This is a genomic window from Deinococcus gobiensis I-0, assembly GCF_000252445.1.
Taxonomy (GTDB): Bacteria; Deinococcota; Deinococci; order Deinococcales; family Deinococcaceae; genus Deinococcus; species Deinococcus gobiensis.
This window is the reverse complement of the sequence record NC_017791.1, coordinates 358,675-382,595: the sequence shown is the minus strand read 5'-3', so window position 1 is coordinate 382,595 and position 23,921 is coordinate 358,675. Positions and strand designations below refer to the sequence as shown.

Below are 23,921 nucleotides of genomic sequence, written 5' to 3'. Positions count from 1 at the left end.
CCCCTTCGCCCTCTCGTGTCCCAGGAGGACCCATGCCCGTAACCCGCAAGAAAGACGTGATCATCCCCGAGCTGCTCGAAGACGCCATCCGGGGCGCCTTCAGCGGCAACAACGCCCTGTGGAACACCAACGCCGTGAAGGTGAACGGCACGCTGGGCAGCGACGCCCGTGGCGGCGACACCATCACCGTGCCCTACTTCGGGAACATCGGTGAACTCGAAGACCTGGCCGACGACGAGGGCGGCGACGGCGCGCTGCCGGCACTGACCCCGGCCAAGCTCACCATGAGCGGTGAGCAGGCGAAGGTCCACCACTCGGGCAAGGCCTTCGAGATCACCGAATGGGCACGCATGGCGGCCGCCTACGCCGATCCCTACGCCGAGGCCGCGCGCCAGATCCGCGAGGCCGTGTTCCGCCGCGCCGACAAGGCCCTGATCGACGCCGCCCGCAGCACCGACCTGGTGCTCGACCTCGTGGCCAACCCCATTGATGGGAAGAGCACGATGGTCTACGACGCGATGGTGCGCGCGAAGTACCTGTGGGGCGACGAAGGGCAGACCGTGGCCAGCACGGCCATGCACTCGAAGGTGGGCGCCGACGTGGAACTGCTCAAGGACGCTGACGGCAAGCCGCTCGTGAGCGACGCCATCGTGGGCCAGGGCCAGCGCCGCTTCGTGGGCGTGCCGTACACCCTGAGCGACAAGCTGACCTACCTGGACACGCCGGGCGACGAGACCACCCGCCGCTACGAGACGATCCTGGCGCGCGAGAACAGCATGCTGTTCTGGTACAACGGCGATTTCACCGTGCAGACCGACAAGGACATTCTCAGCGACAGCACCGTGGCGGCCGTGCACATCTACTGGCTCGCCCACCGCTACAAGCGCATGCCCGGCAGCAACAAGTCGGGCGTCGCCAAGATCATCAGCAAGTAAGGTCCGACCCCCAGTGGGGGCCGTGTCCTGTGCTGAACCCCCACCCCAGGAGGTGAGGAGATGGGAGTAGGAACACTGCGGCGCCACTACCGGAACAAGGTGCTGGCCCGCGAGATGGTCGGCGAGGACGCGACCGCGATGGTCTATCAGGCGAAGGCCGATGCCATCGCTGGCTTCGCCCTGCCGCGCAGGTTCGTGAGCGACCGCGTCCGGAGGGTGCTGGTCGAGGCGAACCTCACGACGCTCGACGACCTGAACGGCGCGACCGTGGCCGAGATCGCCGACCGCACCGGCCTGAGCAAGTCGGATTCCGGGAAGGTCCGGGTGGCCGTCGAGCGCGAGGTCGCCCTGCGCGCCGAGGGGCAGGTGCAGCTGCTGGCGGACTTCCCCTACCAGGGTGCGCTCGTGGCTTCTGGCTACACCACCGAGGCCAGCATCGAGGACCTCGACGAGGACGAACTGGCCGAGATCCCCGACGTGGGTGAGAGCGGCGCGCGGGTCATCCAGGCGCACCGCGACGGCCTGCTGGGCGTGCCGTTCGCCGAGAACTACCCGCACATGATCCGGCTGGGCGAGCTGGGCATCCGCGCCGAGGAACAGCTCGCCCGGTATACGGCCGAGGATCTGGTGGCCTTCGGCATGACCGACGAGGAGGCGGCCGAGGTGATCGAGTTCCGCGACCGCGAGCCGGAGCCGGACGCTGGGACCACCGTGCAGGTGCAGAACGTGCAGCCAGCCGAGGTCGTGGACCAGCCGCCTGCGCTGGAGGGCGATGAGCAGCTGCCGGCGAGCCAGCAGCAGCCGGTGGGGCCGGTGACCGATCCCACGGCGACGGCGGGCACCGAGGGGGACACGGCGTCTCAGGTCAGCACCTGAGATGACGGTCTACGCCTCGGAGCCCGACGTGCGGGCCTACGGCGCAGGCCTGACGCTGCCGGCGGACGTGTCGGGGGCGACGGGGCGCGGGAACCACTGGGTGACGCGCCAGGTCGAGCGCGCGGAACTGGTGCCCTCGGCGGGCGCGCTCCAGGACCTGAAGCTCGCGGCAGCGGCCTACGCCATGAGCGTCCTGGCGGGGAATGGTCTGGTCAGTGTGGGTGAGCAGAGCGTGGAAGCGGTCGAGATCGGGCCGCTGAAGTTCAAGCTCGGGAAGGTCACCGGCGCGGCCACGACCCTGCCGAACTTCCTGGCGCTGGCGCAGGGGCACCTGGCCGACGCGGGGGTGGGGGACGGTCAGGAGGATCAGGTCGAGGTATTCACCCGGCCCCGGAGGCGCTGGTGATCACCACGGCGCGCATCCAGCAGATCGGCCGCCCGGCGCTGGAGAAGGTCTACCCGGCAGTCGGCCAGCGCGTGAAGGTGTTCCGCTCGCAGGCCGGCACCACGGTCCAGGACGGCCCCCCGCCGCCCGATCTCGACCTCGACGGCAACCCGATCACGCCGAGTACCCCCGACCCCACGCCCGAGCAGCCGGGCATGGGTGAGGCGCTGGGTGACTATCCCTGCATCGCCTACCAGCTTGACGCCCAGGACCGCGCGGCGGCCGGGGTGGCGCTGGGCACGCCGACCTGGGAGATCGTGGTCCACTGGTCGGCCCCGCTGGACACGCCGGGGCTGCTGCTCCAGGTGTACGGCGGTGAGCTGCCGACGCCGCTACTGCTCGTGCCGGTGGCCGACATTGAGGACATGGGCACCCAGCGCGTCGCCTGGACGTGCGTGTGCCAGGCACCCGACGCGCTGAGGGGGACCTGATGCCCGATACCCAACCCGACGACCTGCGAGCGCTCGAAGGCCTGGACGCGGCGCTGCACCGCCTGGAGGCCTGCACGGCCGGCTTTGAGCGCGTGGTCCTGCCCTTGCTGGAGCGAGGCCTGCGCCGGCGAGGAGATCCGGATGGCGAACCACCTGACGCTGGCCCCTGACCTGCACGAGCTGCTGGCGCGGCACTGCGACCCCGTGGTGCGCGAGGTCGCGGAGGAGGCTCGCGACTTCCTGCGCGAGAAGCTCTCCGGCCCCGGCTCGGGCATCCAGCACCCCGACCTCCCCAACCCGTCCAGCCTGCCCGGCGAGTACCCGGCCGAGCAGTCCGGCGACCTGCTGGCCTGCATCGGTGCCGAGCAGGTCGGTCCCTCCCTCTACGACGTCGGCGCGCTCAACAGCGTGGCCCCCGTGCCGGTGGAGGCCTGGGCGCTCGAATACCCCGAGCCGCCCAGCTCGCCCGTCTCTCGGCAGACCGCTCACGGCGCGCGGCCGTGGCTTAGCAAGGCCCTCGGCGACGAGGAACTGCACGACCGGCTGCGCGCCCGAGCGCAGCAGTGAGGTGAAATCCATGCCCGGAGGTCCATCCCCTTGACCCTCGACCAGCTACTCCTCGACCTGGGCCTGAAGCTCGCCCGCGACGAGGCGGGCGCGGTGGCCAGCCACCTGCTGCCCAACCCCCTGCCCGCTGCCGGGACGCTCTACGCGGTGGTGAGCGAGACGAGCGACAGCCTCGTGCGCCAGGGCCACGGCTACCAGGAGCGCCGCCGTCTCGTGCTCGTCATGGTCTACAACGGCCTGCCGACGATGGCGGGCCGTGATCAGGTCGAACTCGTGCTCTCGAATCTGCGCCGCCGCGCCACGACCGAGGTGGACCGCTGGCCGCGCCTGCGCCTCCAGTCCCTGCGCCTGGCCGACGCCGCCCCCGTCACCTACGCCAGCAACAGCCGCACCCATTACGGGGGTCAGCGCCTCGCGCTGACCTATATCCAGTCCCTCGCCCCCATGCCCAAGGAGTCCTGACGTGACGAATCCTCCCGCGAACCTGCCCACCACCAACCCGGTCGATAAGACGCCCAAGACCTACAGCGCCACCGACGTGACCGCCTACCTCGTGCCGCTGACGGGTGTGCTGATCGTTGGGGCCAGCATCACCACCGGGGCCATCGCCAAGGCGGCCGTGACCGCGACCCTGACCGGTGCGGGCATCTTCATCCCCAGCGGCACCGTGCTGGAGTTCGCCAACGGCGTCCTGATCACCACGGCCGCCGACGTGACCGCCGACGCCGACGGCGAAGCGGTCGCCATCGTGGCCGCCCCCGCTGCCGTGCCGGCCGGCACGGCGGCCACCTACACCAACCTGCTCGAAATCCCCACCGCCGAGGCGGTCACGCCGCAGCTGGCCGACAACGAAGAAACCAAGCAGGTGCACGGCCGCGGCACGCCGATCCGCGTGGTCAACGGTAAGGACCTCACGGCGACGATCCGCACCCTGGCGGGCCTGGACAACCCGGTGGCCAAGCGCCTGTGGCTCAAGGGCCTCAAGAAGAGCCCGAACAACGTCGAGCGCGTGCTGTGGGTCTACCCGGACGGGCTGGCCCTGATGGCGACCGTGAACGTCGGCGTGGGCAAGCGCGGACAGGGTCCCATGCAGACCATGACCACCGAGCACGCCGCCGGGCTCTCGGGCGGCCTGTGGGCGGCCAACCTGAACGACGCCAGCCCCACCTGGGAAGCGGTCTAAGCGTGCCGGAGGAGGTGGCCGTCATCGTCCTGGGGGAGCGCGGCCACCTCCCCCAGCTCACCCTCCTGGCCTGCACCGTGCACGAGGACCGCATCGAGGCGCAGGGCTACATCCTTCACCGGGCGGTCCCCCGGGGCCGCCTGCTGCCGCGCATGATCCGTACAGGGGCCACCGGCCCCTGGCTGGTGGTGCGCGGCGCACTCGTGGCCCGCGTGCCCCGCCTCCTGCCACCGCAGGGGCAGACCGGGCACATCAGCCTGCACGCCCCCCTCACCGTGCCGCTCGCGCGGCGAGGACGCAACGCATGACCCCTTTTGACGACCTAAAACAGAGAGACGACCAGCGCAGGCAAGCGCCGGCGGCCGCCCTCGGGGAACCCAACCCCGACTTCTGCGACGCCTACGGTCAACTTTTGGTGCCTTACCTGTCGCCCAGCTGGCGCGAAACCATGTTGGTCGGTGCCCTGGGCGAACTCGAACTCGAAGACCAGGCCCGGACCATCTACCTGCTGCTGCTGCGCCGACTACCGGACCTCACGCTCGACGAGTTTCTCGACCTCTGCGGCCCCGACGAGTTTCCGGTCTGGTGGCGGGCGACCCGGCCGCCCCAGCCCGAGGGGCCGGGTGAAGAGGCCGAGGGAAAACCGACTGGGCGAGCGTCTTCGCGGCGCTCGCCCTGGCGCAGCCAGCTGTCCGCTGGGTGGATGTCCCGCTAGATCAGGTGCAGGCCTTGAGCGCCCAGCAGACCGACGCCGAGCGCCGCCAGTGGGAACGCCAGCTCTATGCCGGCGTCGCCGCCTGGGGTGGGGAACTACCCAAGAACCTCGCCCAGCGCATCCTGCCCGACCACCGTCTGCGGGGCGCAGGCGCGGCCGCTGGGTTGACCACCACTGCGCCCTATCCGGTCAGCAAGGCGCTGGCGGCGGCGCTCGGCGAGGCGATGGGGCTGGGGCTGCTCGAAGGCCCGGTGTGGCTCTCCTGGCCCGCTGCGCGCGACGGGCGCCCCCTCATCCGGATCTGGGAAGGCATCGCCCTGAGCGGCGGCGCACGCTGACCTCCCTCCCCCTCTCCCATGCCCCAGGGCGGTGACCATGACTCAGCAGACCACCCGCGTAGGGTCGCTCGGCCTCGGCGTCGAACTCGACTTCAGCACGGCCCACCAGCAGCTCCAGCAGTATCAGCAGCGCATCGCCCAGAGCGCCTCCCCCCGCCTCCAGGTGCAGCTCGACACCCGCGCCGCCCTCTCGGCGACCGACCGTGTGCGCCAGGACATCGCTGCCCTGGGCACCGTCAGCCAGCAGCAGACCGCGCAGCAGGTCCAGGCCACCCGCATCCTCGGCGCCCAGTACGAAGCCGCGCGCAAGGCGATCCAGCAGCAGAACGCGGCCACCGTCGCCGCCAGCCGCGCGGATCAGGCGGCCGCCCAGGCCCGCACGGCCCAGCTGCGCGAGCAGCAGGTGCAGCTCTCCCTGAACCTGCGCCTCGCCGAACAGCAGCGCCGGGCCGAGCAGCAGCGCAGCACCCAGACGATCAGCGCCCTGGACAACGAACAGCGCTCCTACCGCAACCTGTGGCGCGCGCAGCAGATCAGCGCCGACGAGCAGATCGCCGCGCAGCGCAAGATCCATGAGCAGGCGCTGTTGCAGGCCGCTGCGGTGGACAAGACGACTGACGCCTACCGGCGACTCACCCAGATCGCCGCCAACGCTCAGCACGGCATCAACGCGGCGCAGGGGATCAACACGCCGGGCGGCCTGGCCGCCAGCATCCAGCAGGGCGTGCTCGGCGCACTGGGGAACCTCGGGCCGTTCGGTGCCCTTCTGGAACAGGTGGTCACGAATGGCATGATGGCCGCGCAGCAGGCGGCCCGCGAGGGCGCGCAGCACGTGGCCGCTCAGGCGGGCGCAGGCCTGCGCACCGGCCTCGCGGCGCAGTCGCCGGGCGTGCAGGCGGCGGCCGCGAACCTGGGCCAGGACGTGCAGCAGGGTGCCCAGGCGGCGCTCGACATCCGCAGCCCGTCGCGGGTCATGCACCAGATCGGGGTGCAGGCCGGGCAGGGCCTCGTGGGGGGCCTGAACAGCCAGCGCGCGGCCGTGACCGGTGCAGCCGCCGGACTGGGGCAGGCGGTGCAGCAGGGGGCCCAGGCGGCCGCCCTGGCGGCCGGGGCCAGCGGCGGGGGCGTAGGCGGCAGCGCCGCGCCCCTGGTGGCGACTCTGCCCTCGGCCCAGGCCAACCTGCGCGGGGTGGCCACCCAGGCCGCCCTCACCACCCTCGCGGTGGGCGGCACGGCTCTCGCCCTGGGCGTTCTGGGCACCGGGCTGGTCAACGGCGCGAAGAAAGCGGCCGAGTACCAACAGGGCCTGGCCGACATCAGTACCCTCACCGACAAGCTGCCCGGGCAGCTCGGCAAGCTGGGCACCGACCTGCTGAAAATGACGGTGGACACGGGCAAATCGTTCACCGAACTGAAGAAGGCCTACGAGGAGATCCAGGGTGCCTCGGTGCGCGGCACCGACAACGAGGCCGACGCCCTGACCGCGCTGGAGCGCATGGCTACCCTGGCCAAGGTCACGAAGGTCGAGGCCCAGGTGTCGGCCGACGCGGTGACCTCGCTCCTGAACGCCTACGGCATGGACATCACCCAGACCACGCGGGTCTCCGACCTGCTCTGGACCAGCGTCAAGGCCGGGAAGGTCCAGCTGGGCGAGATCGCGCGCAGCCTCGGGTCGGTCGCCGGGCAGGCGAAGGGCCTGAACGTCCCCATTGAGGAACTGCTGGGCGCGATGGCCATGCTCACCACCCGGGGTATCCCCGCGAGCACGGCCCTGGAATACATCCGCTCGGCGCTGAGCAACGTCCAGAAACCCAGCATCCAGGCGAAGGAAACCGCGAAGGCCCTGGGCATCGAGTTCAGCGCCACCGCGCTCAAGAGCATGGGCCTGATCAAGTTCCTCGACCAGATGGGCTCCGGCGTGGGCGACAACAGCGAGGCGCTCTCGCGCCTGATCGGCGACGTGGGCGGCCTCCAGGCCGTCATGGGCCTGCTTCAGGGCGGCCTGAGCGACAGCAACGACATCATGCGTCAGCTGACCAACAGCACCGGGCAGCTCGACGAGGCCAATGCGAAGCTCAAGGGTACGGCCGTGGATGCGGTCAACCGCTTCCACGCCGCCTGGGACCGCACCCAGATCCTGTTCAGCGGCGGCCTGCTCAACACGTTCACGAACTTCCTCGACAAGGGCGTGAATCCCGTCCTGAAGAGCATCGGGGACATGCAGACCAAGCTCGACGGCATGAAGGACGTGGGCGAGATCAAGGCCGTCCTGAAGATTGACTGGGCGAAAGATGACCCGACCACGATGGCCTACAAGCTGTTCGTGGGCGGCGCGCAGGGCACGAAGGAGTTCGCCGGGGCCGCTGCCGAGGGCCTGCAACGGGACGCGGCGCACATCATCGACCCGCTCACCAAGATCTGGAACGCCGTGGCGGGACGCATGCGCGCCGAGGACCTCCAGGGCGAGTTACAGCGCCGGGGCGTGATCGAGCGGCCCACGAGCGTCGGCGGGGCATCCTCGCAGCTGCGCCAGATCCAGAACGACATGCCGGGCTACCAGGCGCTGCTCGTGCAGGCCCTGAACCGCTCGGCGCAGGCCTCCGAAGCCATCCTCCAGAGCATCGGCCGGGGCACGGCCACCACCGGCACCGTGCCGGCCATTGGCCCCCTGATCCCTGGCCAGAGCCGGGGCGAGGAGGTGTCGGGCCTCGCGGCGGTCGGCTTCATGGGGCTGGCCGGGCGCAACCGGGGCACCCCTTACGGGCAGACCTACGGTCCCAGGGGGTCCTGGGGCCGGCACAACGGCGAGGACTGGTTCGCACCCACGGGCACCGAGATCAAGGCCGCGTTCACCGGCTACGTCTCGACCAGGTGGAGCGACACGACCGGCCACCTGCTGGAGATCACGGACGCGAAGGGGCAGAAGATCCTGCTCGGACACCTCGACCGCTACGCCGCTGGGGTCGAACAGGCCGTGAAGGCGGCGGGCGGCCGGCTGCTCGTGCAGCAGGGGCAGCTGCTGGCCTACGTGGGGCAGACCGGCAGCCTGGCGCACAAGGATCTGGGGCCGGGCAACGCGCACGTGCATGTGATGGGCTACGACGCCCGTGGGCGCGTAGTGGACCCGATGGGCCAGAGCTACACGCCGGTCACCGGTACGCCAGCGGTCCTCAGCCCGGCAGCGGCCGCTGCGGCCCTGCCCACGCGCCGGCAGAGCGACGCCGCCCTGATCGCCGAGGCGCGGCGCATCCTCACCCGCGTCGAGGAGCGGACCAAGGCCGGCGACCTGACCGGGAAGCTCAAGGCCGAGGGCGTGCTCGCGGCCTTCGAGAAGGGCGGGCCGCGCGCCGCCGGGGCCATCGAGGTCGCCCGGCTCCAGCTGGGGCAGCTCAACAAAGAGACCTCGAAGTTCGGCCAGGGCTACGACGCCCTGAGCCAGCAGCTGAAGATGGCCGCCTCGACGTTCAAAGTCAGCGACGACGTGCCGGGCTACATCCGCAGCCTGGACGCGGTAGCCGCCGCTGCTGGGCGCGCGGCCGAGGCCGAGCGGCGCCGCAACGGCGACAAGAGCGAGAAGTACCAGGCCCTAAAGGATCTCCAGGGCGACGCGGTAGACAAGGCTCGGAGCCAGCGCGAGGCCATCCAGCGCGAGGAGGACCGCGCCGACAAGGACGCGGCCACCCGCAACGCCAACCGGCTCAAGAGCCAGCAGGCCTTCACGGCTGCCCTGGCCGCCGGCAGCGTGGCCGACGCGCAGCGGGCCCTGGACAGCCTCAAGGACCGGCAGCAGGAGGAACTCGCCCTCTACACCGAGGACGCGGCCAAACGCGCGCAGGTCATCGAGCGCACCGGCCCGCAGATCCTGGCCGCCTCCGACAAACTGATCAACCTCCAGCGCGATCAGAAGGTGCGGGCCGCGCGTCAGGAGGCCGACGAGGCCCTGAAGGTCGAGGGGGCCGACCCGGTAGCGGTCGAGGGTGCGCGCCGCGAGGCGGTCCGTCAGGCGTACCGGCAGGCGACCGCCGACCGGGCGGCCGCTCGCCGTGCCCAGGCCTCGGCCGAGCGCACGGCCGACCTGGAAGCGGAGAAGGCCGCCGAGCAGGCGCGGGCCAACCGGCTCGCTGCCGACCGGGCCCTGGCCGACGGGCAGCTTGACCTCGCCCGGAAGCGTGCCCAGGCGGTCGTGACCGGCTACGACGACGCGGTGAAGGCTGCCGGCGACAGTGCCCGCGCGCAGCTCGACGTGGAGGAACGCCTGGGGCGCGACGTGCTCGCGGCCCGGAACGTGCTCTCGACAGCGGAAGCGCAGGCCGAGAAGACCCGCCTGGAGCGCGAGCGCAACGCGGCCGTCAACGTCACGGGGCTGACCCTGCGCCAGCGCCAGGATCTCTGGCGGCAATACGGCGCGCGGATCGCCCAGGTGGACCAGGACCTCCAGGCGACGCTGACCCGCAACGGCGAGGCCTCGGCGAAGGCCGTGGATGCGGCATGGTCGAAGGTCTTCAGCGACGACGATGTCGAGCGGGCCAAGGCCTACACCGAGAAGGTGCAGGGCATCCTGGCCAGCATCCCCGGTCAGGACGAAGAAGGCCTCATCCGGATCTATACCGAGGCCCAGGCCAACCGCGACACCACGCTGATGAACGCGGTCTTCGATGAGTGGGAGAAGCGCCGCGAGGCCGAGGAGGCCGGGCTGCGGGCCATCCAGAAGACCTGGAGCGACGGCGTGGCGGCCGACGCCCTGACCCTCTCGAATCAGCTCCAGGAGCTGGGCGACAACGAAGGGGCCGTGAACGCCCTTCAGGTCGCGCTCGGGCAGGTCATGGACGCGGCCCAGCGCGGCGAGGACGCCGGGGAGGCGGTGAACAGCCTGACGCTCGCCCTGAACAACCTGGGCGACGCGCTGGGGCTCGACGATCAGTTCAACACCTTCGTGGCGCAGCTGTCGGGCACGCTCGACGAGCAGGTCATGCAGGTGGCCGACCAGCTCGCCACGCTCGAAGGCAAGACCGACGCGGGCAGCCTGCGCCTGCGCAGCAAGCTCGCGGCCTACCTCGCGGACCTACGGAGGAGCCTGCCCGACTACGGCAATCCCTACGCCGCTGGGCTGATCCCTGGGGCCAGTGGTTTCCAGACCTCCGGGGACGCCTCCGGGGGCCGGGCGGTGCTCGACGCCACCAGCCTCACCCAGCGCCTGGGCACGGCCAGTAACGGGGCCGGCGACGGGGTGACGACCGATCCGGACGGGACGGTGGTGGTGCGGGTCAAGCTGGAGGATGAGGGCGACCTCAACCGGGCGATTCTGGAGGCCACGAACCTGCTGGACTCCGAACTGGGCCAGTCGCTGCCCGAGGGGGTCCGCAAGGGCCTGGAGGACGCCGTAGCGGGCGCGCAGGCCTACAAGGACGCGCTGATCTCGATTACTGGGGAGGGCGTGGCCGACGGGGCCAGCGAGGCGCTGAAGAACGCCGCACAGCCTCCGAAGAACCTCTTCGCCGAGTCGGCCCAGCAGATCTTCGACATGCAGGCCTCCGGCGACCTGACCGACCCCGTGAAGGTGGGGGCGCTGCGCCAGGCCCTGGACACCCTGCGGCAGACCGGCGGCTTGACCGACGTGCAGCTGGCGAACCTGAACGCCACCATTGACCAGCTCACGAGCAACGACCTCGGGACGGTGAACCTCGGGAAGCGCTTCGACCTGAGCCAGTGGCAGAAGGACATCCAGGACCTGAGCGACGAGTTCGACGCCGGGTGGATCGACGCGGGCACCTACACCGAGCGCCTGGGGCTCGCGGGCGACAAGCTGCGAGAGTACGCGGCCGAGGCGGAAGCGGCGGGGAACCCGAAGCTCGCGCAGACCTTCCGCGACCAGGCGGCCGCCCTGCGGGCCATGAATCCGCAGATCGCGGGCGCGCTGCTGCGGATCGGCAAGGTGCAGGAATATGCCGGGTACGTGCAGCAGGCGGCCGGGGCCTTCGGGCAGCTGGCCAGCGCCATCGGCCAGGGCGAGGAGGACTACGACCGGGTGACCGGCCAAAAGCTCCAGACCCCGTGGAAGGACCTTGCGGCCAACCTGGAAGGCGTGGGGAACGCGGCGGGCAAGGTGCTCGACATCCTGGGCGACGTGGCGAAGGTGGTCGCCAACCCGGCGGACATCGGGGCCTGGATCTCGCTGGTGACGAAGGTGGTCAGCAGCGTGGCCGACGCCATCGCGGGCTTCCAGAAGGCCCGCGCCGAGGTCTCGCGCCTGAAGGCCGAGTTCACCGAGGACAACCCCTTCCTGAACGCGGACGACTACCAGAAGGTCTTCACACGGTCCCGAGGGTGGTTCGCCGACACCTTCGGGGGCGGCCCGGAGGTCGTCAACGAAATCGACAAGATCGGGCTCACCTTCGCCAAGACGATGCAGGGGGCCTTCGCCTCCGGCATCAAGAAGGGGCTGACCGACGCGATCCGGGGCGGCGACATCAACCTGTTCAGCAAGGCCCTGCACGAGGAGGTGTACGGCGGGCTCGTCGAGGGCATGGTGGACGTGTTCCTCAACGAAGAACTCCTGAAAAACATCATCGCCCCAGCCATCAAAGCTTGGTCGGACGCGCTGAAGACCCCGGACACCGCCGACGACGCGGCCGCCCTGGCCGGGATTGACGCGGCGGTCGCGCAGGTGGATCAGCAGGCCGCCCGCTTCTACAGCGACGTGGCGCCCAAGCTCCAGGGCCTACAGGAGAAGTGGGGCCTCACGCCAGAAGCGACTCAGGGGGTGGATACCACCGGCCTGAGTACCGCGCCCCCAGCCATCCAGTATGCCCTGAGCACGCCGCTGCTCGAAGGCATCACGAAACTTGACGCTACCATCGGCCGCCTGGACGGCACGGTGGGCACCCTTGGGCAGATCCTGCGCGACGGCATTCCCGTGACCGTCACCGTGCAGCAGGGCGGCAGTTCCTACCAGTCCACGACCGGCGCCCTCGCCGGGAGGTGAACCATGAACCCAGACGCCGAATACCGCCTGCGGGTCCTGGATCCCCAGGGCACCGAGCGGCACATCCTCGAACTCGACCCGCCCCTCACCTCCGGCACGCCCCTGTACCTCGCGGGGGGCGTGCGCCGCATGGAAGTCCGGCCCATCGGGGACTGCCGTGAAGCCACCTTCGAGGGCGACCCGGCCAGCCTCGGCATCGGCCCGCGCGACACCGTGCAGGTGCAGTACCGGCCAAACGCGAGCACCGCCTGGCGCAACCGCTACGCCGGGACCGTCGTCGTCTCCGGCTCCAGCCGCAGCGAGATCGGCCGCTACAAGCTCCAGGGCTTCCGGTATCGCCGCCTCACCGAGGTCGAATGCCGTACCCTCCTCACCGAGGCCGATCTGGGCGCGCAGGTCCGCCAGCTGTTCACTGACCTGATCGCCTCCGGACAGCTGGGGACCACCCTCCAGACCCCTGACCTGACGGGCATCCCCAACCGCAACGTCACCAGCGCGGCCCTCGCGCCCAACTGGTGGCACGCCGCCCGGCTGCTCGACGAGCGCCTGAAGGGCCGGGACAAGCAGACCACCACCTACCTCCAGGCGGACGGCAGCACGGTCAACCAGGAGGTCAACCCCGACTGGGGCGTGAACGCGGACCTGCGCCCCGTGTTCGGTTATCCGGACGGCGTGCTGGAGATCGACGAGCGAATGACCGGCGTCGAGATTGACGGTATGGACCTGGACAGTACCGTGCTCGTCACCGACGTGCGCGTACTCTTCGCGCGCACCATGAACGCACAGAGCGGGGAGTCGTTGGTCTACCCGGGGTCCGATCTCCGCAAGGGCACCACGTACCGCGACGACCTCAAAGCCGGGCGGCCCATCGCGCACGAGATCCCAGTCGCCCCCCGGACCTGGGGTGTGGGCTGGCGGACCCTCCCGCTGGGGGCCGACGCGGCGCTCTTCGCGCCCCTGACGCCTGGGGGGCTGCGGGTCGGCGTGGCGGTCGCGCTCTACACCGGTCCTGGCGCCCGCGACCCCATCATGACGGGCGAGGCCTCGGCCCTGTGGGACAACCGCAGCGACACCACCGTCAGCATCCAGGCCCCGCCCTCGGCCTCGGCGATCACCTACAGCCTGACCCTGACCTACCCCGACGACACCCCCCTGCCGGACGGCGTGCTGGTGGCTGCCCAGAATGCAGGTGTCGAACTGGTGTCGCTGTCCGCCCGTAACGATGCCGGGGGCGTCATCACCCAGCTCATGGTGCCGACCAGCCCGGTCGCGCCGCTGTACCTGTTGCCGGGGGCGACTCGCGACGAGCGGCTGGCTCCGTCCTGGGGACGGTCCAAGGAGGTGACGTTCTGGCTGCGGCACGTGGACCTGAGTGCCCCGGTCGTGATCAGTGCGGCCTGCCTCGCCCGGGCGGACCAGGGCCTGCTGCACGCCAGTGCGGACCCGCTCGCCCGCACGCCCACGCTCAACCCGGTCACGGCCCGGATCCCCAGTTGGGATGTGGAGCCGGCGGCCACGGCACGGCTGACCCTTCGCGACGTCGCTGGCAAGGTGGTGGAGATTCGGGAACTGCCCATTGACCTCCTGGTCTATGACGTGGATGAGGATGGGCAGCTCTACACGGAGGTGCGCTGTGGGCAGAGCGACGATGCCGAGGCCCTGTCCTTCGGCGGGGTGCTCGGGCAGGGCACCCAGGCCTCGACCCTGAGCGCGGTGGAGGCCAGCACATGACCCTGACCTTCCTGAGCCGCCTACCCACCGCCCTGCCGGATGCCCAGGCCCTGCCTGAACTGCTCATCGCCTTCGAGAACGGAGGGCAGCTCTACGCCCCGCACCTGAGCGGCGTGACGGTGGACCGCGACCCCATCGGCATTGAGTACAACGTCACACCCCGGCAGACTGCGCGGGGGCGCAGCTGGAACAGCGGCAGCGGGAAGCCGAAGAACGTCAGCGTCACCGTGCGCCTGTACTGCCAGGCCGCGACACCCCTGGAGGTGCGGCGCCTGGCCCAGCGCTGGCGTCGGATCGTGCTGGCCAGCGAGGCCCTGTACGAGGGCGCGCGGGCGGTCTACCCCACGGGCACCATCACGTGCCCAGAAGCGGAGGTCAAAGGCTGCACGGCCACGCTGACGGCCACCATCCCCCTCTATGACCCGAAGTGGCGCCTGTCGCCCGATGATCTGCGGCCCACCGACCACCCGGTCGAGAGCACGCCGGGCAACTATCCGCTCGGGCTGCTGGAGGTCACGGGCGAGGGCGGCGGCTACTACGATGTGACCCCGCTGGGCGGCGTGAGCACGTCGGCCGGCGAGCCACTGACCCTGACGAACTGGGCAGGCCAGAGCTTCACATTCCGGACCTACGCGGTCGAGGTGACCGATGACGAGTAGCACGAACATCAAGCGGGTCCTCACGAGCGACGACACCAACTTGGCCGAACTCGCCCGGCTCAATCAGGCGACCGCCCTCCTGAACCAGCGGCAGGCGCAGGGCGTGACTGACCTGAGCGCGCAGGTGGCCGCCGCGCAGAGTGCCGTCGCGGCCGTCCCCGGTCAGGTCGCCGCCGCAACTGCCCCGGTGGTGGCGACGATGCAGCAGGCCACCTCGCTCGCCATCCAGCGCGCAGGGGTCCTGGGCAGCGTGGCGAGTGAGGCGGACCTGGCGGGGCGGCAGGCGGGCGACTGGCGCATCGGTCAGCAGATCGTTACCTGGAACGGCAACGCCGTGACGGGGCGGACGGCGGTACTGCCCTCGGTGAGCGAGGTCAATACCCTGGTTGCGACCCGCCTGGAGGTCACCTACGACGCCCTGCACACCCTGCCCGCTGGCACCCGAGCGGCGTGGGTAGACGGCCAGCAGCGCGTCCTGGCAGCGGCCGACGCCAAGGTGGACACCCTCAGTCCCACGAAAGGCGGCGTCGTCCAGGGCAGCGACGGGCGCAAATGGCTGGCGGTGGACTGGCGGGGGCAGGTCAACGTCCTGGACTATCTGGCCGACCGCAGCGGACAACAGGACAGCACGGCCGCCTTCAAGCAGGCGTTCGCGGATGCTCTGGCTCAGGGCCGTGGGGTCTATATCCCGATGGGCAACTACTTGACGAGCGATACCGTCCACAGCTATGTCCGCCTGATCTATGGGGATGTCGGATTCGTTGATGACGGCAACTTCGGGACCGTCATCAACTTCCGGCCCCCGACCGTCAACGGCGTCTACAAGGACCGGATGCCCGCCATCGCCATCGACGGCGGCATGTACGGCGGGGGCACGGTGCGGGGCATCACGATCTACGGCCCGCACAACTGGTCCATCGCCAACATGCGGACGTGGTGCGACCCGGCCAAGCTCGGGTACTTCCTCGACGACGCCTCCAACAATGACCCGGAATATGCGGCCTTTGCGCCGGGCGTAACGGCGTGGCAGGTCAACGGGTCCAACCAACCCACGTTCTATGACTGTGCGACCGACCGCGTGAAGTTCGGCCTCGACCTGAACTCGACCGATGGTCACGTGACCTCCTACGAGGGCAAGTGGCGGGGCGGCGTAGCCGGAGTCCTGTGCTGGGCCAACAGCGAGGACTACATGTTCCAGGGTGGCGGCATCAGCGGCGGCCTGGCGGGCATCATGTTCACGACGACCAATCAGGCCGGGCACTACGGCGGCATCCACCTGCACATGTACCGCGTCCACATGGGCTTTTCGCCGGTCAGCATCATGCAGGTCAAGACCGACGACTACGGGGCGAAATGCGCTGGGCTGTACGGCGAGCTGCACGCCGTGCGCCACGAGCAGGTGGGCGAATGCGCCATCTTCACCCTGCGCAAGTCGGACAACGACGGCCTGCGGGTGGTCGGCGGCTGGGGGTTTTCGTGGTCCGACATCTACCGCGAGTACCCCACGGCCCCACCGAACTGGGCGTACAACCTGCCCCCCGACATCCAGCCCTACGACAAGCAGCAGCGGTGCGCGGTCTACTTGGGCGCGGTCAAAGGGGTGTCGTTCGACGCCCTGGACGCCTTCGCGCTGGTGCCGAGCGCGAACCGGGCCGACGCCATCGTGGCCCGGATCGAATACCTGGCCGCCCACGACCGCCAGGACCTGGGCGGTCTGGGGAGCGAGCGGTATCTCCAGATCATCGGCAAGGAACCGGCCGCCTCCCTGACGCCACGCCGGGGCCGAACCCTGCGCGAGGGCGACGCGCTGATCGCCAGCCAGCATCACATCCGGGGGGGCAACCTGCTCCGCAACCCGGAACGGGGGGAGAACTGGGAGACTCAGAACGGCGGCGTGGTGGTCTATCCGCCCCTGGGCGAGGAAGCGGCGGTCTACACGCCGCGCGCACTGCGGGAGCGGTACGGCAGCGCGCCGAAGATGATCAAGCTCGACCCGTTAGGGCATGAGAATGCCTTCTTCGAGATCCGGATGCCGGCGCAGCCGCTCCAGATCCCCGAGCAGTTCCTCGGGTACAACTTCTATGCGTTCTCGAAGGCGGGCACGTCCTTCCGCTCGCGCATCGCGGCGGCGAATGGCGAGTACCTGCACGACGTGACCTGGGACACCTCGCCGGGCGCGTGGGTGCCGATCACCACGCGGCAGGGGCGGGCGACGGCGGCCAACCGGGGGTACTTCTCGCTCCAGATCTTCGCCCTTCAGAACGAGCCGCTGTTCTTGGTCGGCGTGCAGGTCAACCTCGACGAGACGCAGCCCTACGCGCGGCAGAGCACGCCCTATATCCCTGGGCCGCTGGATGTGGACGGCGATCTCAAGGTCGGCATGGCCGGCCGGGAAGCCGTCCTCCGGTTCGACCCCGGTGCGTCCTCGCGGCAGATCCAGTTTTATGAGCAGCGGGTGCTGATCGCGGGCACCTTCGAGAACCTGCGCCTGAACGCGGGAACGGACGGACGAACCGAGTTCGGCTCGGGGGACGACGGCGGACTGTGGGGCGCAGCCAAGAAGGCCGAGTTCGCCTATGGAAAGTACAGGGTCGGTGACATTTCGACGGGGCCGACGTGGATGACGGGGGCGGGTGCCCCCACGTCCCCGGAGCCGAACGGGAGCATGTACCTGCGCACCGATGGGGACATGAACACGACGTTCTATGTGCGGGTGGGGGGCGCGTGGGTGGCGTTCAAGCCTGTGACCTGATGGAGGGAGCAATGAAACGATCAGATGACCACCTCAAGAGCGTGACGCTCCAGGGCCGGGATGCCCACGGCCACCCGGTGCTGTTGCGGGTGCCCGGGCGCTGGCCACGATGCACCTGCGAACTCTCGGCGCCGGTGTCCATCGAGTGCGCCCCCGTGGAGTTTGAGCAGGCGCAGGCCGAGATCCTGGAACGCTACGGCGACATGTTCCGGCGGCTCGCCGGCACCTGATAGGCTGGTCGTGGAATCAGGGGGTCAGAAGCCACCGCAGCCACGGCGTGCCGACCCACATCATCACGAAGGGCTGCCCATCATCCCGCCAGTTGGCGGGATGTTCCTTTGACGCCCCAAAGAGACAAGCCCAAGGCCCCGCATGTGCGGGGCCTTTCTCGTGCCTGCGCGCTCCCGGCGACGTGCAGGCCTCTCACAGCCGGATGGAGTCCATATGCGTAAAGTGCTTGCCCTGTCCGCCCTGACCTTCGCCCTCTGCCTGAGCGCCTGTAGTGGCCCGCTCGCCCGCACGCCGGACCCGGCGACGGCGCGCGAGGTGTCGGGCACGCCCGCGCCCGCCGTGGCCGCGCCCTTCGACCTGGTGACCGACGCGGCCATGCTGGCCAAGACTGGCCTGAGCATCACGCTGGTGGGCCGCGAGCTGATCCTGAAGGAAACGACGACCCGGCTGAACGTGCAGTTCCGGCTGCCCGACGGCACCGTGACCTACCCCCAGGCCCTGACGCACGAGCTGCACCGCGAGGCCAGCGTGGGGCTGGTGGTCCTGGTGGGTCAGGCCGTCACCGAGCCCGTCGCCACGGTCACGCTCAAGCCCCGGCCCGTGACCGGCACGGGCACCCTTACGCCGGCCCAGTAAGCGCGCACCCCCACCGCCCCAGCGCCCGGCCTGGGGCGGCCGCCATTCCTGCCGGGCAGAAAGGAACCGTGTGCGCCTGCTGATCACCCTCCTCCTTGCCAGTGCCCTCTCGGCCGCCGCACCCGCCTACACCCCCACCTGCACTATCCGCATCAGCACGAGCACCAGCCGCTACCTCCCCGGCCGCCTCGTCACCGTCCAGACCGCCCAGGGCTGCCAGGGCGCGGCCTCCGTGCGCTTCGCCAGCCGCACCGGCACCCAGCCCGATGCGCCCCCCGGCCTCTTCACCCTGCGGCCCGGTGACCGCCTCACCCGGCGCGTGCCCACCGACTGGTGGATCGAGTGGCGCGACAAGGGGCTGCGCTGGGTGCGCTACGCCGAAAGGACCCCATGACCAAGAGCCTGCTGATTCTGCTGGCGCTGACCTTCACCGCCAAGGAGGCGACCGGCACCACCGGAGATTTCCCCCTCACCGGCAGCGAGCTGTGGCAGCTGCTCTTCGTCTTCCTGGCCGCCCTGTTCACCAGCCTGAGCAACGAGGCTTCCAAGCGCCGCGAGGGCGAGACCTTCGTGCTCATGCGCTTCCTGGGCGACGTGGGCCTGGGCCTGATGGCGGGCATGTGCATTCCGTTGCTGATCACCTGGGCCTTCGAGCACCTGACGAAGAGCACCACCGACTGGCGCGCGAGCGTGGGCCTGAGCATCCTCGGGGCCTACATCGGCCGCGACGCCCTCCAGTGGGCCTGGAGCATGGTCAAAGCCGCCAGCGAGTTCATCGGCCGCCTGAAGGGCATGCGGGTGAGCTTCGACGGCAGCTCGTCGAGCGACCCGCCCAGTGCCCCGCCCCCCACTGCCGATCCACCCACACCGCCACCCCCTGCCCCGTCGTCCGGAGGTGACGACCATGCGTAAGGTCTGGACGTTCCTCACGCCGATCATCCGCCCGCTCGTCGTGCTCGCCATTTACGGCCTGGTCGTCTGCGCCTATGGGTACAGCTCGATCCTCGCCGACCTGGGCGACACGGTGATCGGCCCGCCCGTGGTGCAGGAGGCCCTGCGGGCGTTCATCGCCGTGCAGATCGGCCGGGCGCTCTGGCAGCGCTGGGGGGAGTTCAACGCCTCTCAGCGCTGGCTCTGGGGTCTGGTCGCCGTCGGGGTGTGCCTGAACCTCGCACGAGGGCACTTCAGCGCAACGCCGCTCACCCTGTCCTTCTTCCTCCTGAACCTGGGCCTGGTGGGGATCTCGTGGCGACTGATGGCCGCGAGCCGACGCGAGGTGAAGCTGAGCAAGGAGCTGGTCGAGGCCCGCACAGTGATCGCCACCCAGGACGCCGAACTCGTCGAGAGCCGGAGCCGGATCGCGGCACAGGACGCTGAACTCACCGAGGCGCGGGCCGAAATCCTGCGCCTGAAAGGAGCCCCATGATCACTGCTGAATTGCTCCAGCGCCTGGGCTACCGGAACATGCCGCTCGCCGTGGCGCAGGCCTGGGCGGCTGCCCTGAACGCGGCGGCCACCCGCTACCAGATCAACACCCCGCTACGCCTCTCCCACTGGCTCGCGCAGATCCTGCACGAGAGCGGCGGCCTCTACTACACGAAGGAAGTCTGGGGACCGACGCCCGCCCAGCGGGGCTACGAGGGCCGCGCCAACCTGGGCAACACCCAGCCCGGCGACGGCAAGCGGTACATGGGCAGAGGGCCGATCCAGGTGACGGGCCGGGCCAACTACCGTAGCGCGGGCCAGCGGCTGGGCCTCGACCTGGAGGGGACGCCTGAGCTGGCCGAGCGGCCGGACATCGGGGCCCTGATCGCTGGCGACTACTGGAACTCGCGCGGCCTGAACAGCCGGGCGGATGCCGGCGGCGAGACGATGGTCGAGACCATCAGCGCGGCCGTCAACGGGCGCAACAAGGACACCGGCTTACCCAACCACCTGCCCGAGCGCCTGGCGCGCTTCCGGCAGGTCTGGGCCGTGCTGGGGGCTCTGCCCGTGCAGCGCTTCACCCTGGTGGACCCCGGGGGCAAGCAGGCCCCCTGGAACGGCCGGGACAACCCCTACAACGGCGTGACGCTGGGGCCGGAGCTGCTCGCGGCCCTGGATCTGGCGTACCCGGTCGCGGGCGGCCCGTGGGCGTACGGCCGCCTGAAGGTGTGGCGACGGCGCGACAACACCTTCGTGCTCGAACGCCTGCCGTAGCGCGTGCAGCAGGCCTCGTCCCTTACCCTTCCCCGGCCCTGCCCTCGCGGTGGGGCCGCTGCCATTCCAGGAGCTGACCATGACGACCATCCCCGTGCTGCCCCAGAACATTGACCCCCGTATTGCCGAGATCCTGCGCAAGCGCCGCGAGCAGGGCACCGTGATCGAGAAGACCGTACAGGTGCGCCCCGTCCCGCTGCCGACCGGCCCGGCGACCACCACCCGCCCGGTGCCGCTGCCCACAGGGACGCCCGCGAGCGCCGCGCCGGTCCCGCTGCCCAGCGTGCAGGTGCCGGCGCTCGACATCCCGGCGACTGAGACGGTGCCGCTGGGCGACAACGAGCTGGCGCAGGGCCTGGCGCTCGTGCTGCCGGCGACCGACGCCCTGATCCGGCAGGCGATCCTGGCCCTGCGCAGCGACGGCAGGCTCAGCTGGCAGGAGGCCCTCACCCTGGCCCCGGAGATCCGGACCATCGTGTCCGACGTGGTGGCGCGGGTGCTGCCGCAGATCAAGGGCACGTCGGCGCGCGAGCTGGTGATCCTGGTGCTCGCGCAGCTGCTTGGGCAGTACCTTGCCCCCTACCTGCCTGCGCCCCTGCGCGGCTGGCTCACGGCCCAGACCCTGCGGACGCTCGTGCAGGGCCTGGAGTTCGCCTACCAGACCTGGGTGCGGCCACGCCTGGGCGCGGCAGGTCGACAATAACTTCCTGAGTACCAGGTGGACTGAATGGTATGCGTTCCTCAGTGACTTGGCACGGACCTGCCTCAACTCACCAGGCGGAACTCTTCCCATGATGTAGACATATTCCATCGTATGCCCCGTAGCTCACTCTTCAAATCGGCTCCGGCAACCTCTCACGTCTTACAGCCACAATCCCGTGGGCAGGCCGTCAGGGAGTTGGCGATCAAAGGCGTCCTTTTGGGGAGCATGGGTGCCGTGCTGTCCTCGGGTCTGGGTATGGCATGGCATGGCGTACATTGGCCGACCCTCTCTGGCGCGCTCAATGCCGCAGGAATTGTCTTTGTCTGCCTTGCGGGGTCCTTCGTGATGTCGACCATGCAATTCACAGTGCGCGAGATCCCGGACCCAACCCGCGCAGACGCGCGGAGGACGGATGGGCTTCCTTGGCGTTCTATCTTGACCTGCCTGATGGCCGGTGGATGGTGCTTCTTATTGGATGCCCTTCTGAGGCTTACCCCTATGGTTTGATCAAGGGAGGCTGGCATGGGTTCCTGCTGACCGGGCAACTCGTCGCGGTCTGGCCGGGGAGATGGATCACCTCATCTGGAATCGTTGCCGTCATTGAGACTGCCCCACCCCGCTCCGGCTTCGTGCCTGGGCAGGGTGGGGCCTACGGCGCATCACAACTCCTGAGCGCATCTTTCCTTCCCGCCAGTGTGAGTTCAAAGGCAAGGCCTTGCTCTATTCGGAAACCTGGGGTGGGGTGGAGTCGTAGAGCACTTGAGATACGCGATGAAGATACTCCTGACCTGGCTTTCACTCTCCTTCCTTTCGCTGGCTTTGGCTACGCCCCCCTCCCTGAAAGCCGTTGTTCTCCAGGGGGGAGGAGCAATTCAGGCAGCCGGTACTGCCGGATTCTTGGTCGCCGAGCTGAATACGGAACCCTTCTCGTTCACGCTGACCACCGACACGGCTTCAGGAGACCCACTTCAGGACATCACCCTGGAAGCGAGTCGAACGGCCTTCAATGCGCTGGAACTCACGCAAGTTCAGACCATGTTGGGAACGATCGTGCGTCAATGTCTGGGGGGTACACCTCCAGAACTCCAGGCTTTGGCGGTCTGGTTGACAGAGAACAACGCGGTCACAGGTTTGAGGCGCCAGACCATCGGAAAGCTGCGGATGGAGTTCTCACGCTGGATGATGCTGGACACCTTTGAGAGTGGCATCACGATCCATCTGACACGGGAGGGGTCATCAGGATCAGAGCGGTGTACGCATGAGTGGCATGCTCGTCCTGGAACCATTTGAGGGAAGGTGGGACAGCCGCGACCTGGACTCCAGTGCCCGAGAACTTGAGACTGCCCGAACGTTGAACGTGCCCCACCCCGCCCCCGGCTTCGTGCCTGGGCGGGGTGGGGCCTTTCGTCGTTTCAGCAAAGTGGGCAGGTCCCGGGTGGCCGACCTGTACTCACGACCCGTTCCTCAACCACCCACAAGGTCGGGTACTTCTCCGCGACGAACGCGCCCGTACTCTGCCGCTCCCACAGCAGCACCTGGCCGACCACCTCGACCACCGCCGAGCGCGCCGCGTGCAGGCTCTCGAAGGGACCGAGGGTGCGGGTCACCTCGCCGCTGGGAATATGGGTGGCTGTGGCGTAGACCTGGGGCATGACGCAAGGATAGGGCCGATCACGCCCCCGGCCCCGCCGCCCGCACGCGCCTCAGCAGCGCTACCCTGGCCGCGTGCAGCACCTCTCCCACCCCGACCTCACCCTCTTGGTCGGCGACCTGTACCAGCGCGCGGGCCTGGGGCTGCCGCCGGGGGAGGACCACCGGGCGCTGGCGGACTACCTGGGCTGCCACCCCGACGTGCAGGCCGCCGTCTGGGACCTCTGGGCCACTGAACTACTCCTGACCGGCCAGGACCTCGGCGAACCCGGCGGCTGGTACGACTTTGACTTCTACGAGGCTGTCCCGGTGGAGTAGCGTGAAGGATGGCAGTAAGAGAAGGCCCATTGACGCCTGCAAACCTACTTGATTCTGCGCCGGAATTAGGACAAATATTTGACGGCACAGCTTTACGGATGGCAGACCCCCAATACGTTGCAAATACTGCACTTGGACCCATCCCAGAGCATTTTCCGGAACTGGTGAAAGCTTTTATTCATCGGGGCTTGGCTTGTATCGCTTACAGCGGCTTCTATAATCTTCTTGCAACCATAGGTATGGGTCAATTTGGTATGGCAACGGAAGCAGCCATACGTGAATACTCATTGCAGCACGGTTTGAGCCTGATTGACCCCAATTCGAAACCATACGGTTTTCACAACTTAATCAACAACCTTAAAAGAGATAGTCTCTTAGATGACCGCCAAGTTGATTTTTGGAAATCAACCGTGAAGTTGCGCAACTATCTGCTCCATCCAGAAGAAAATGTTGCGTTAGACTACTCTATAATTTATATAAACATAGCTGTTATTACGGAGGAATTGTTGATTCTCTTCCCACCACCGATGGAAGTGGCTTGTAGAACTCTTGAAAACCCATAAGTGGCAT

At 69.0% G+C, this 23,921-nt stretch carries 26 protein-coding genes; 25 read left to right on the top strand and 1 reads right to left on the bottom strand.

Annotation, left to right across the window (positions count from 1 at the left end; translation table 11 throughout):
• The first annotated feature begins 32 nt into the window (after positions 1–32).
• The 23 genes from DGO_RS18890 to DGO_RS22280 all read left to right on the top strand — a co-directional run bounded on the left by DGO_RS18890 (position 33) and on the right by DGO_RS22280 (position 22,673).
• Complete coding sequence (locus tag DGO_RS18890) at positions 33–935, top strand: phage major capsid family protein (RefSeq protein WP_014686831.1); 903 nt, start codon at positions 33–35, stop codon at positions 933–935.
• A 60-nt stretch (positions 936–995) separates the two neighbouring features.
• On the top strand, positions 996–1,811 hold the full coding sequence (locus tag DGO_RS18885; RefSeq protein ID WP_014686830.1) for a helix-hairpin-helix domain-containing protein: 816 nt from the start codon (positions 996–998) through the stop codon (positions 1,809–1,811).
• A 1-nt stretch (position 1,812) separates the two neighbouring features.
• Entirely contained in the window at positions 1,813–2,217 is a 405-nt protein-coding gene (locus DGO_RS18880) for a hypothetical protein (RefSeq protein WP_014686829.1), read from the top strand.
• Positions 2,214–2,687 (top strand): hypothetical protein, encoded by a 474-nt coding sequence (locus DGO_RS18875; RefSeq protein WP_014686828.1) that lies wholly within the window; start codon positions 2,214–2,216, stop codon positions 2,685–2,687. The genes DGO_RS18880 and DGO_RS18875 overlap by 4 nt, the downstream gene beginning before the upstream one ends.
• Positions 2,687–2,857: a hypothetical protein gene (locus DGO_RS23950; protein ID WP_169331058.1), complete on the top strand. Its 171-nt coding sequence runs from the start codon at positions 2,687–2,689 to the stop codon at positions 2,855–2,857. Before DGO_RS18875 ends, DGO_RS23950 begins: the two co-directional genes overlap by 1 nt.
• On the top strand, positions 2,829–3,254 hold the full coding sequence (locus DGO_RS18870) for a hypothetical protein (RefSeq protein WP_014686827.1): 426 nt from the start codon (positions 2,829–2,831) through the stop codon (positions 3,252–3,254). Before DGO_RS23950 ends, DGO_RS18870 begins: the two co-directional genes overlap by 29 nt.
• Positions 3,255–3,284: 30 nt before the next feature.
• A complete protein-coding gene (locus DGO_RS18865) occupies positions 3,285–3,716 on the top strand; it encodes a hypothetical protein (protein ID WP_014686826.1) in 432 nt (143 codons plus the stop codon).
• Between the two features lies 1 nt (position 3,717).
• Positions 3,718–4,437 (top strand): hypothetical protein, encoded by a 720-nt coding sequence (locus DGO_RS18860; RefSeq protein WP_014686825.1) that lies wholly within the window; start codon positions 3,718–3,720, stop codon positions 4,435–4,437.
• A gap of 14 nt (positions 4,438–4,451) precedes the next feature.
• On the top strand, positions 4,452–4,745 hold the full coding sequence (locus tag DGO_RS18855; RefSeq protein WP_145975520.1) for a hypothetical protein: 294 nt from the start codon (positions 4,452–4,454) through the stop codon (positions 4,743–4,745).
• On the top strand, positions 4,742–5,152 hold the full coding sequence (locus DGO_RS18850; protein ID WP_014686823.1) for a hypothetical protein: 411 nt from the start codon (positions 4,742–4,744) through the stop codon (positions 5,150–5,152). Before DGO_RS18855 ends, DGO_RS18850 begins: the two co-directional genes overlap by 4 nt.
• A gap of 5 nt (positions 5,153–5,157) precedes the next feature.
• Positions 5,158–5,490, top strand: a complete 333-nt coding sequence (locus DGO_RS18845) for a hypothetical protein (protein ID WP_420810583.1) — start codon at positions 5,158–5,160, stop codon at positions 5,488–5,490.
• 37 nt (positions 5,491–5,527) lie between these two features.
• Positions 5,528–12,472: a phage tail tape measure protein gene (locus DGO_RS18840; protein ID WP_014686821.1), complete on the top strand. Its 6,945-nt coding sequence runs from the start codon at positions 5,528–5,530 to the stop codon at positions 12,470–12,472.
• Between the two features lie 3 nt (positions 12,473–12,475).
• A complete protein-coding gene (locus DGO_RS18835) occupies positions 12,476–14,203 on the top strand; it encodes a hypothetical protein (RefSeq protein WP_014686820.1) in 1,728 nt (575 codons plus the stop codon).
• Positions 14,200–14,862, top strand: a complete 663-nt coding sequence (locus tag DGO_RS18830) for a hypothetical protein (RefSeq protein WP_014686819.1) — start codon at positions 14,200–14,202, stop codon at positions 14,860–14,862. The genes DGO_RS18835 and DGO_RS18830 overlap by 4 nt, the downstream gene beginning before the upstream one ends.
• Positions 14,852–17,614, top strand: coding sequence for a glycosyl hydrolase family 28-related protein (locus DGO_RS18825; RefSeq protein ID WP_014686818.1), 2,763 nt, complete (start codon positions 14,852–14,854; stop codon positions 17,612–17,614). The genes DGO_RS18830 and DGO_RS18825 overlap by 11 nt, the downstream gene beginning before the upstream one ends.
• An 11-nt stretch (positions 17,615–17,625) precedes the next feature.
• Positions 17,626–17,844 carry a hypothetical protein gene (locus DGO_RS18820; RefSeq protein ID WP_014686817.1) on the top strand — a complete coding sequence of 73 codons (219 nt, stop codon included), beginning with the start codon at positions 17,626–17,628 and terminating at the stop codon, positions 17,842–17,844.
• A gap of 214 nt (positions 17,845–18,058) precedes the next feature.
• Positions 18,059–18,481, top strand: coding sequence for a hypothetical protein (locus DGO_RS18815; protein ID WP_014686816.1), 423 nt, complete (start codon positions 18,059–18,061; stop codon positions 18,479–18,481).
• Between the two features lie 70 nt (positions 18,482–18,551).
• Positions 18,552–18,875: a hypothetical protein gene (locus DGO_RS18810; protein WP_014686815.1), complete on the top strand. Its 324-nt coding sequence runs from the start codon at positions 18,552–18,554 to the stop codon at positions 18,873–18,875.
• Complete coding sequence (locus tag DGO_RS18805) at positions 18,872–19,393, top strand: hypothetical protein (RefSeq protein WP_014686814.1); 522 nt, start codon at positions 18,872–18,874, stop codon at positions 19,391–19,393. The genes DGO_RS18810 and DGO_RS18805 overlap by 4 nt, the downstream gene beginning before the upstream one ends.
• Positions 19,386–19,907 (top strand): hypothetical protein, encoded by a 522-nt coding sequence (locus DGO_RS18800; protein ID WP_014686813.1) that lies wholly within the window; start codon positions 19,386–19,388, stop codon positions 19,905–19,907. The genes DGO_RS18805 and DGO_RS18800 overlap by 8 nt, the downstream gene beginning before the upstream one ends.
• Positions 19,904–20,680, top strand: coding sequence for a glycoside hydrolase family 19 protein (locus tag DGO_RS24520; protein WP_014686812.1), 777 nt, complete (start codon positions 19,904–19,906; stop codon positions 20,678–20,680). The genes DGO_RS18800 and DGO_RS24520 overlap by 4 nt, the downstream gene beginning before the upstream one ends.
• Before the next feature lie 79 nt (positions 20,681–20,759).
• Positions 20,760–21,383 (top strand): hypothetical protein, encoded by a 624-nt coding sequence (locus DGO_RS18790; RefSeq protein WP_014686811.1) that lies wholly within the window; start codon positions 20,760–20,762, stop codon positions 21,381–21,383.
• A 771-nt stretch (positions 21,384–22,154) separates the two neighbouring features.
• A complete protein-coding gene (locus DGO_RS22280) occupies positions 22,155–22,673 on the top strand; it encodes a hypothetical protein (protein ID WP_014686809.1) in 519 nt (172 codons plus the stop codon).
• Between the two features lie 122 nt (positions 22,674–22,795).
• Here DGO_RS22280 and DGO_RS18785 read toward each other — a convergent pair whose 3' ends face one another.
• Positions 22,796–23,035, bottom strand: coding sequence for a hypothetical protein (locus DGO_RS18785; RefSeq protein ID WP_014686808.1), 240 nt, complete (start codon positions 23,033–23,035; stop codon positions 22,796–22,798).
• Positions 23,036–23,108: 73 nt separating this feature from the next.
• On the opposite strand from DGO_RS18785, the gene DGO_RS18780 reads away from it, so the two are divergent.
• Both DGO_RS18780 and DGO_RS22275 read left to right on the top strand, forming a co-directional pair.
• Positions 23,109–23,351 carry a hypothetical protein gene (locus DGO_RS18780; protein ID WP_014686807.1) on the top strand — a complete coding sequence of 81 codons (243 nt, stop codon included), beginning with the start codon at positions 23,109–23,111 and terminating at the stop codon, positions 23,349–23,351.
• Between the two features lie 8 nt (positions 23,352–23,359).
• Entirely contained in the window at positions 23,360–23,914 is a 555-nt protein-coding gene (locus DGO_RS22275) for a hypothetical protein (RefSeq protein WP_145975518.1), read from the top strand.
• Positions 23,915–23,921 lie beyond the last annotated feature (7 nt).

Bases quoted from the DNA above. Each gene is read 5' to 3' on its own strand.
- DGO_RS18830 (WP_014686819.1), top strand. From the start codon at position 14,200: ATGACCCTGACCTTCCTGAGCCGCCTACCCACCGCCCTGCCGGATGCC.
- DGO_RS22275 (WP_145975518.1), top strand. From the start codon at position 23,360: ATGGCAGTAAGAGAAGGCCCATTGACGCCTGCAAACCTACTTGATTCT.
- DGO_RS18820 (WP_014686817.1), top strand. From the start codon at position 17,626: ATGAAACGATCAGATGACCACCTCAAGAGCGTGACGCTCCAGGGCCGG.
- DGO_RS18825 (WP_014686818.1), top strand. From the start codon at position 14,852: ATGACGAGTAGCACGAACATCAAGCGGGTCCTCACGAGCGACGACACC.
- DGO_RS18890 (WP_014686831.1), top strand. From the start codon at position 33: ATGCCCGTAACCCGCAAGAAAGACGTGATCATCCCCGAGCTGCTCGAA.
- DGO_RS18850 (WP_014686823.1), top strand. From the start codon at position 4,742: ATGACCCCTTTTGACGACCTAAAACAGAGAGACGACCAGCGCAGGCAA.
- DGO_RS23950 (WP_169331058.1), top strand. From the start codon at position 2,687: ATGCCCGATACCCAACCCGACGACCTGCGAGCGCTCGAAGGCCTGGAC.
- DGO_RS18790 (WP_014686811.1), top strand. From the start codon at position 20,760: ATGACGACCATCCCCGTGCTGCCCCAGAACATTGACCCCCGTATTGCC.
- DGO_RS18870 (WP_014686827.1), top strand. From the start codon at position 2,829: ATGGCGAACCACCTGACGCTGGCCCCTGACCTGCACGAGCTGCTGGCG.
- DGO_RS18805 (WP_014686814.1), top strand. From the start codon at position 18,872: ATGACCAAGAGCCTGCTGATTCTGCTGGCGCTGACCTTCACCGCCAAG.
- DGO_RS18785 (WP_014686808.1), bottom strand. From the start codon at position 23,035: ATGCCCCAGGTCTACGCCACAGCCACCCATATTCCCAGCGGCGAGGTG.
- DGO_RS18840 (WP_014686821.1), top strand. From the start codon at position 5,528: ATGACTCAGCAGACCACCCGCGTAGGGTCGCTCGGCCTCGGCGTCGAA.
- DGO_RS24520 (WP_014686812.1), top strand. From the start codon at position 19,904: ATGATCACTGCTGAATTGCTCCAGCGCCTGGGCTACCGGAACATGCCG.
- DGO_RS18815 (WP_014686816.1), top strand. From the start codon at position 18,059: ATGCGTAAAGTGCTTGCCCTGTCCGCCCTGACCTTCGCCCTCTGCCTG.
- DGO_RS18885 (WP_014686830.1), top strand. From the start codon at position 996: ATGGGAGTAGGAACACTGCGGCGCCACTACCGGAACAAGGTGCTGGCC.
- DGO_RS18800 (WP_014686813.1), top strand. From the start codon at position 19,386: ATGCGTAAGGTCTGGACGTTCCTCACGCCGATCATCCGCCCGCTCGTC.
- DGO_RS18835 (WP_014686820.1), top strand. From the start codon at position 12,476: ATGAACCCAGACGCCGAATACCGCCTGCGGGTCCTGGATCCCCAGGGC.
- DGO_RS22280 (WP_014686809.1), top strand. From the start codon at position 22,155: ATGAAGATACTCCTGACCTGGCTTTCACTCTCCTTCCTTTCGCTGGCT.
- DGO_RS18880 (WP_014686829.1), top strand. From the start codon at position 1,813: ATGACGGTCTACGCCTCGGAGCCCGACGTGCGGGCCTACGGCGCAGGC.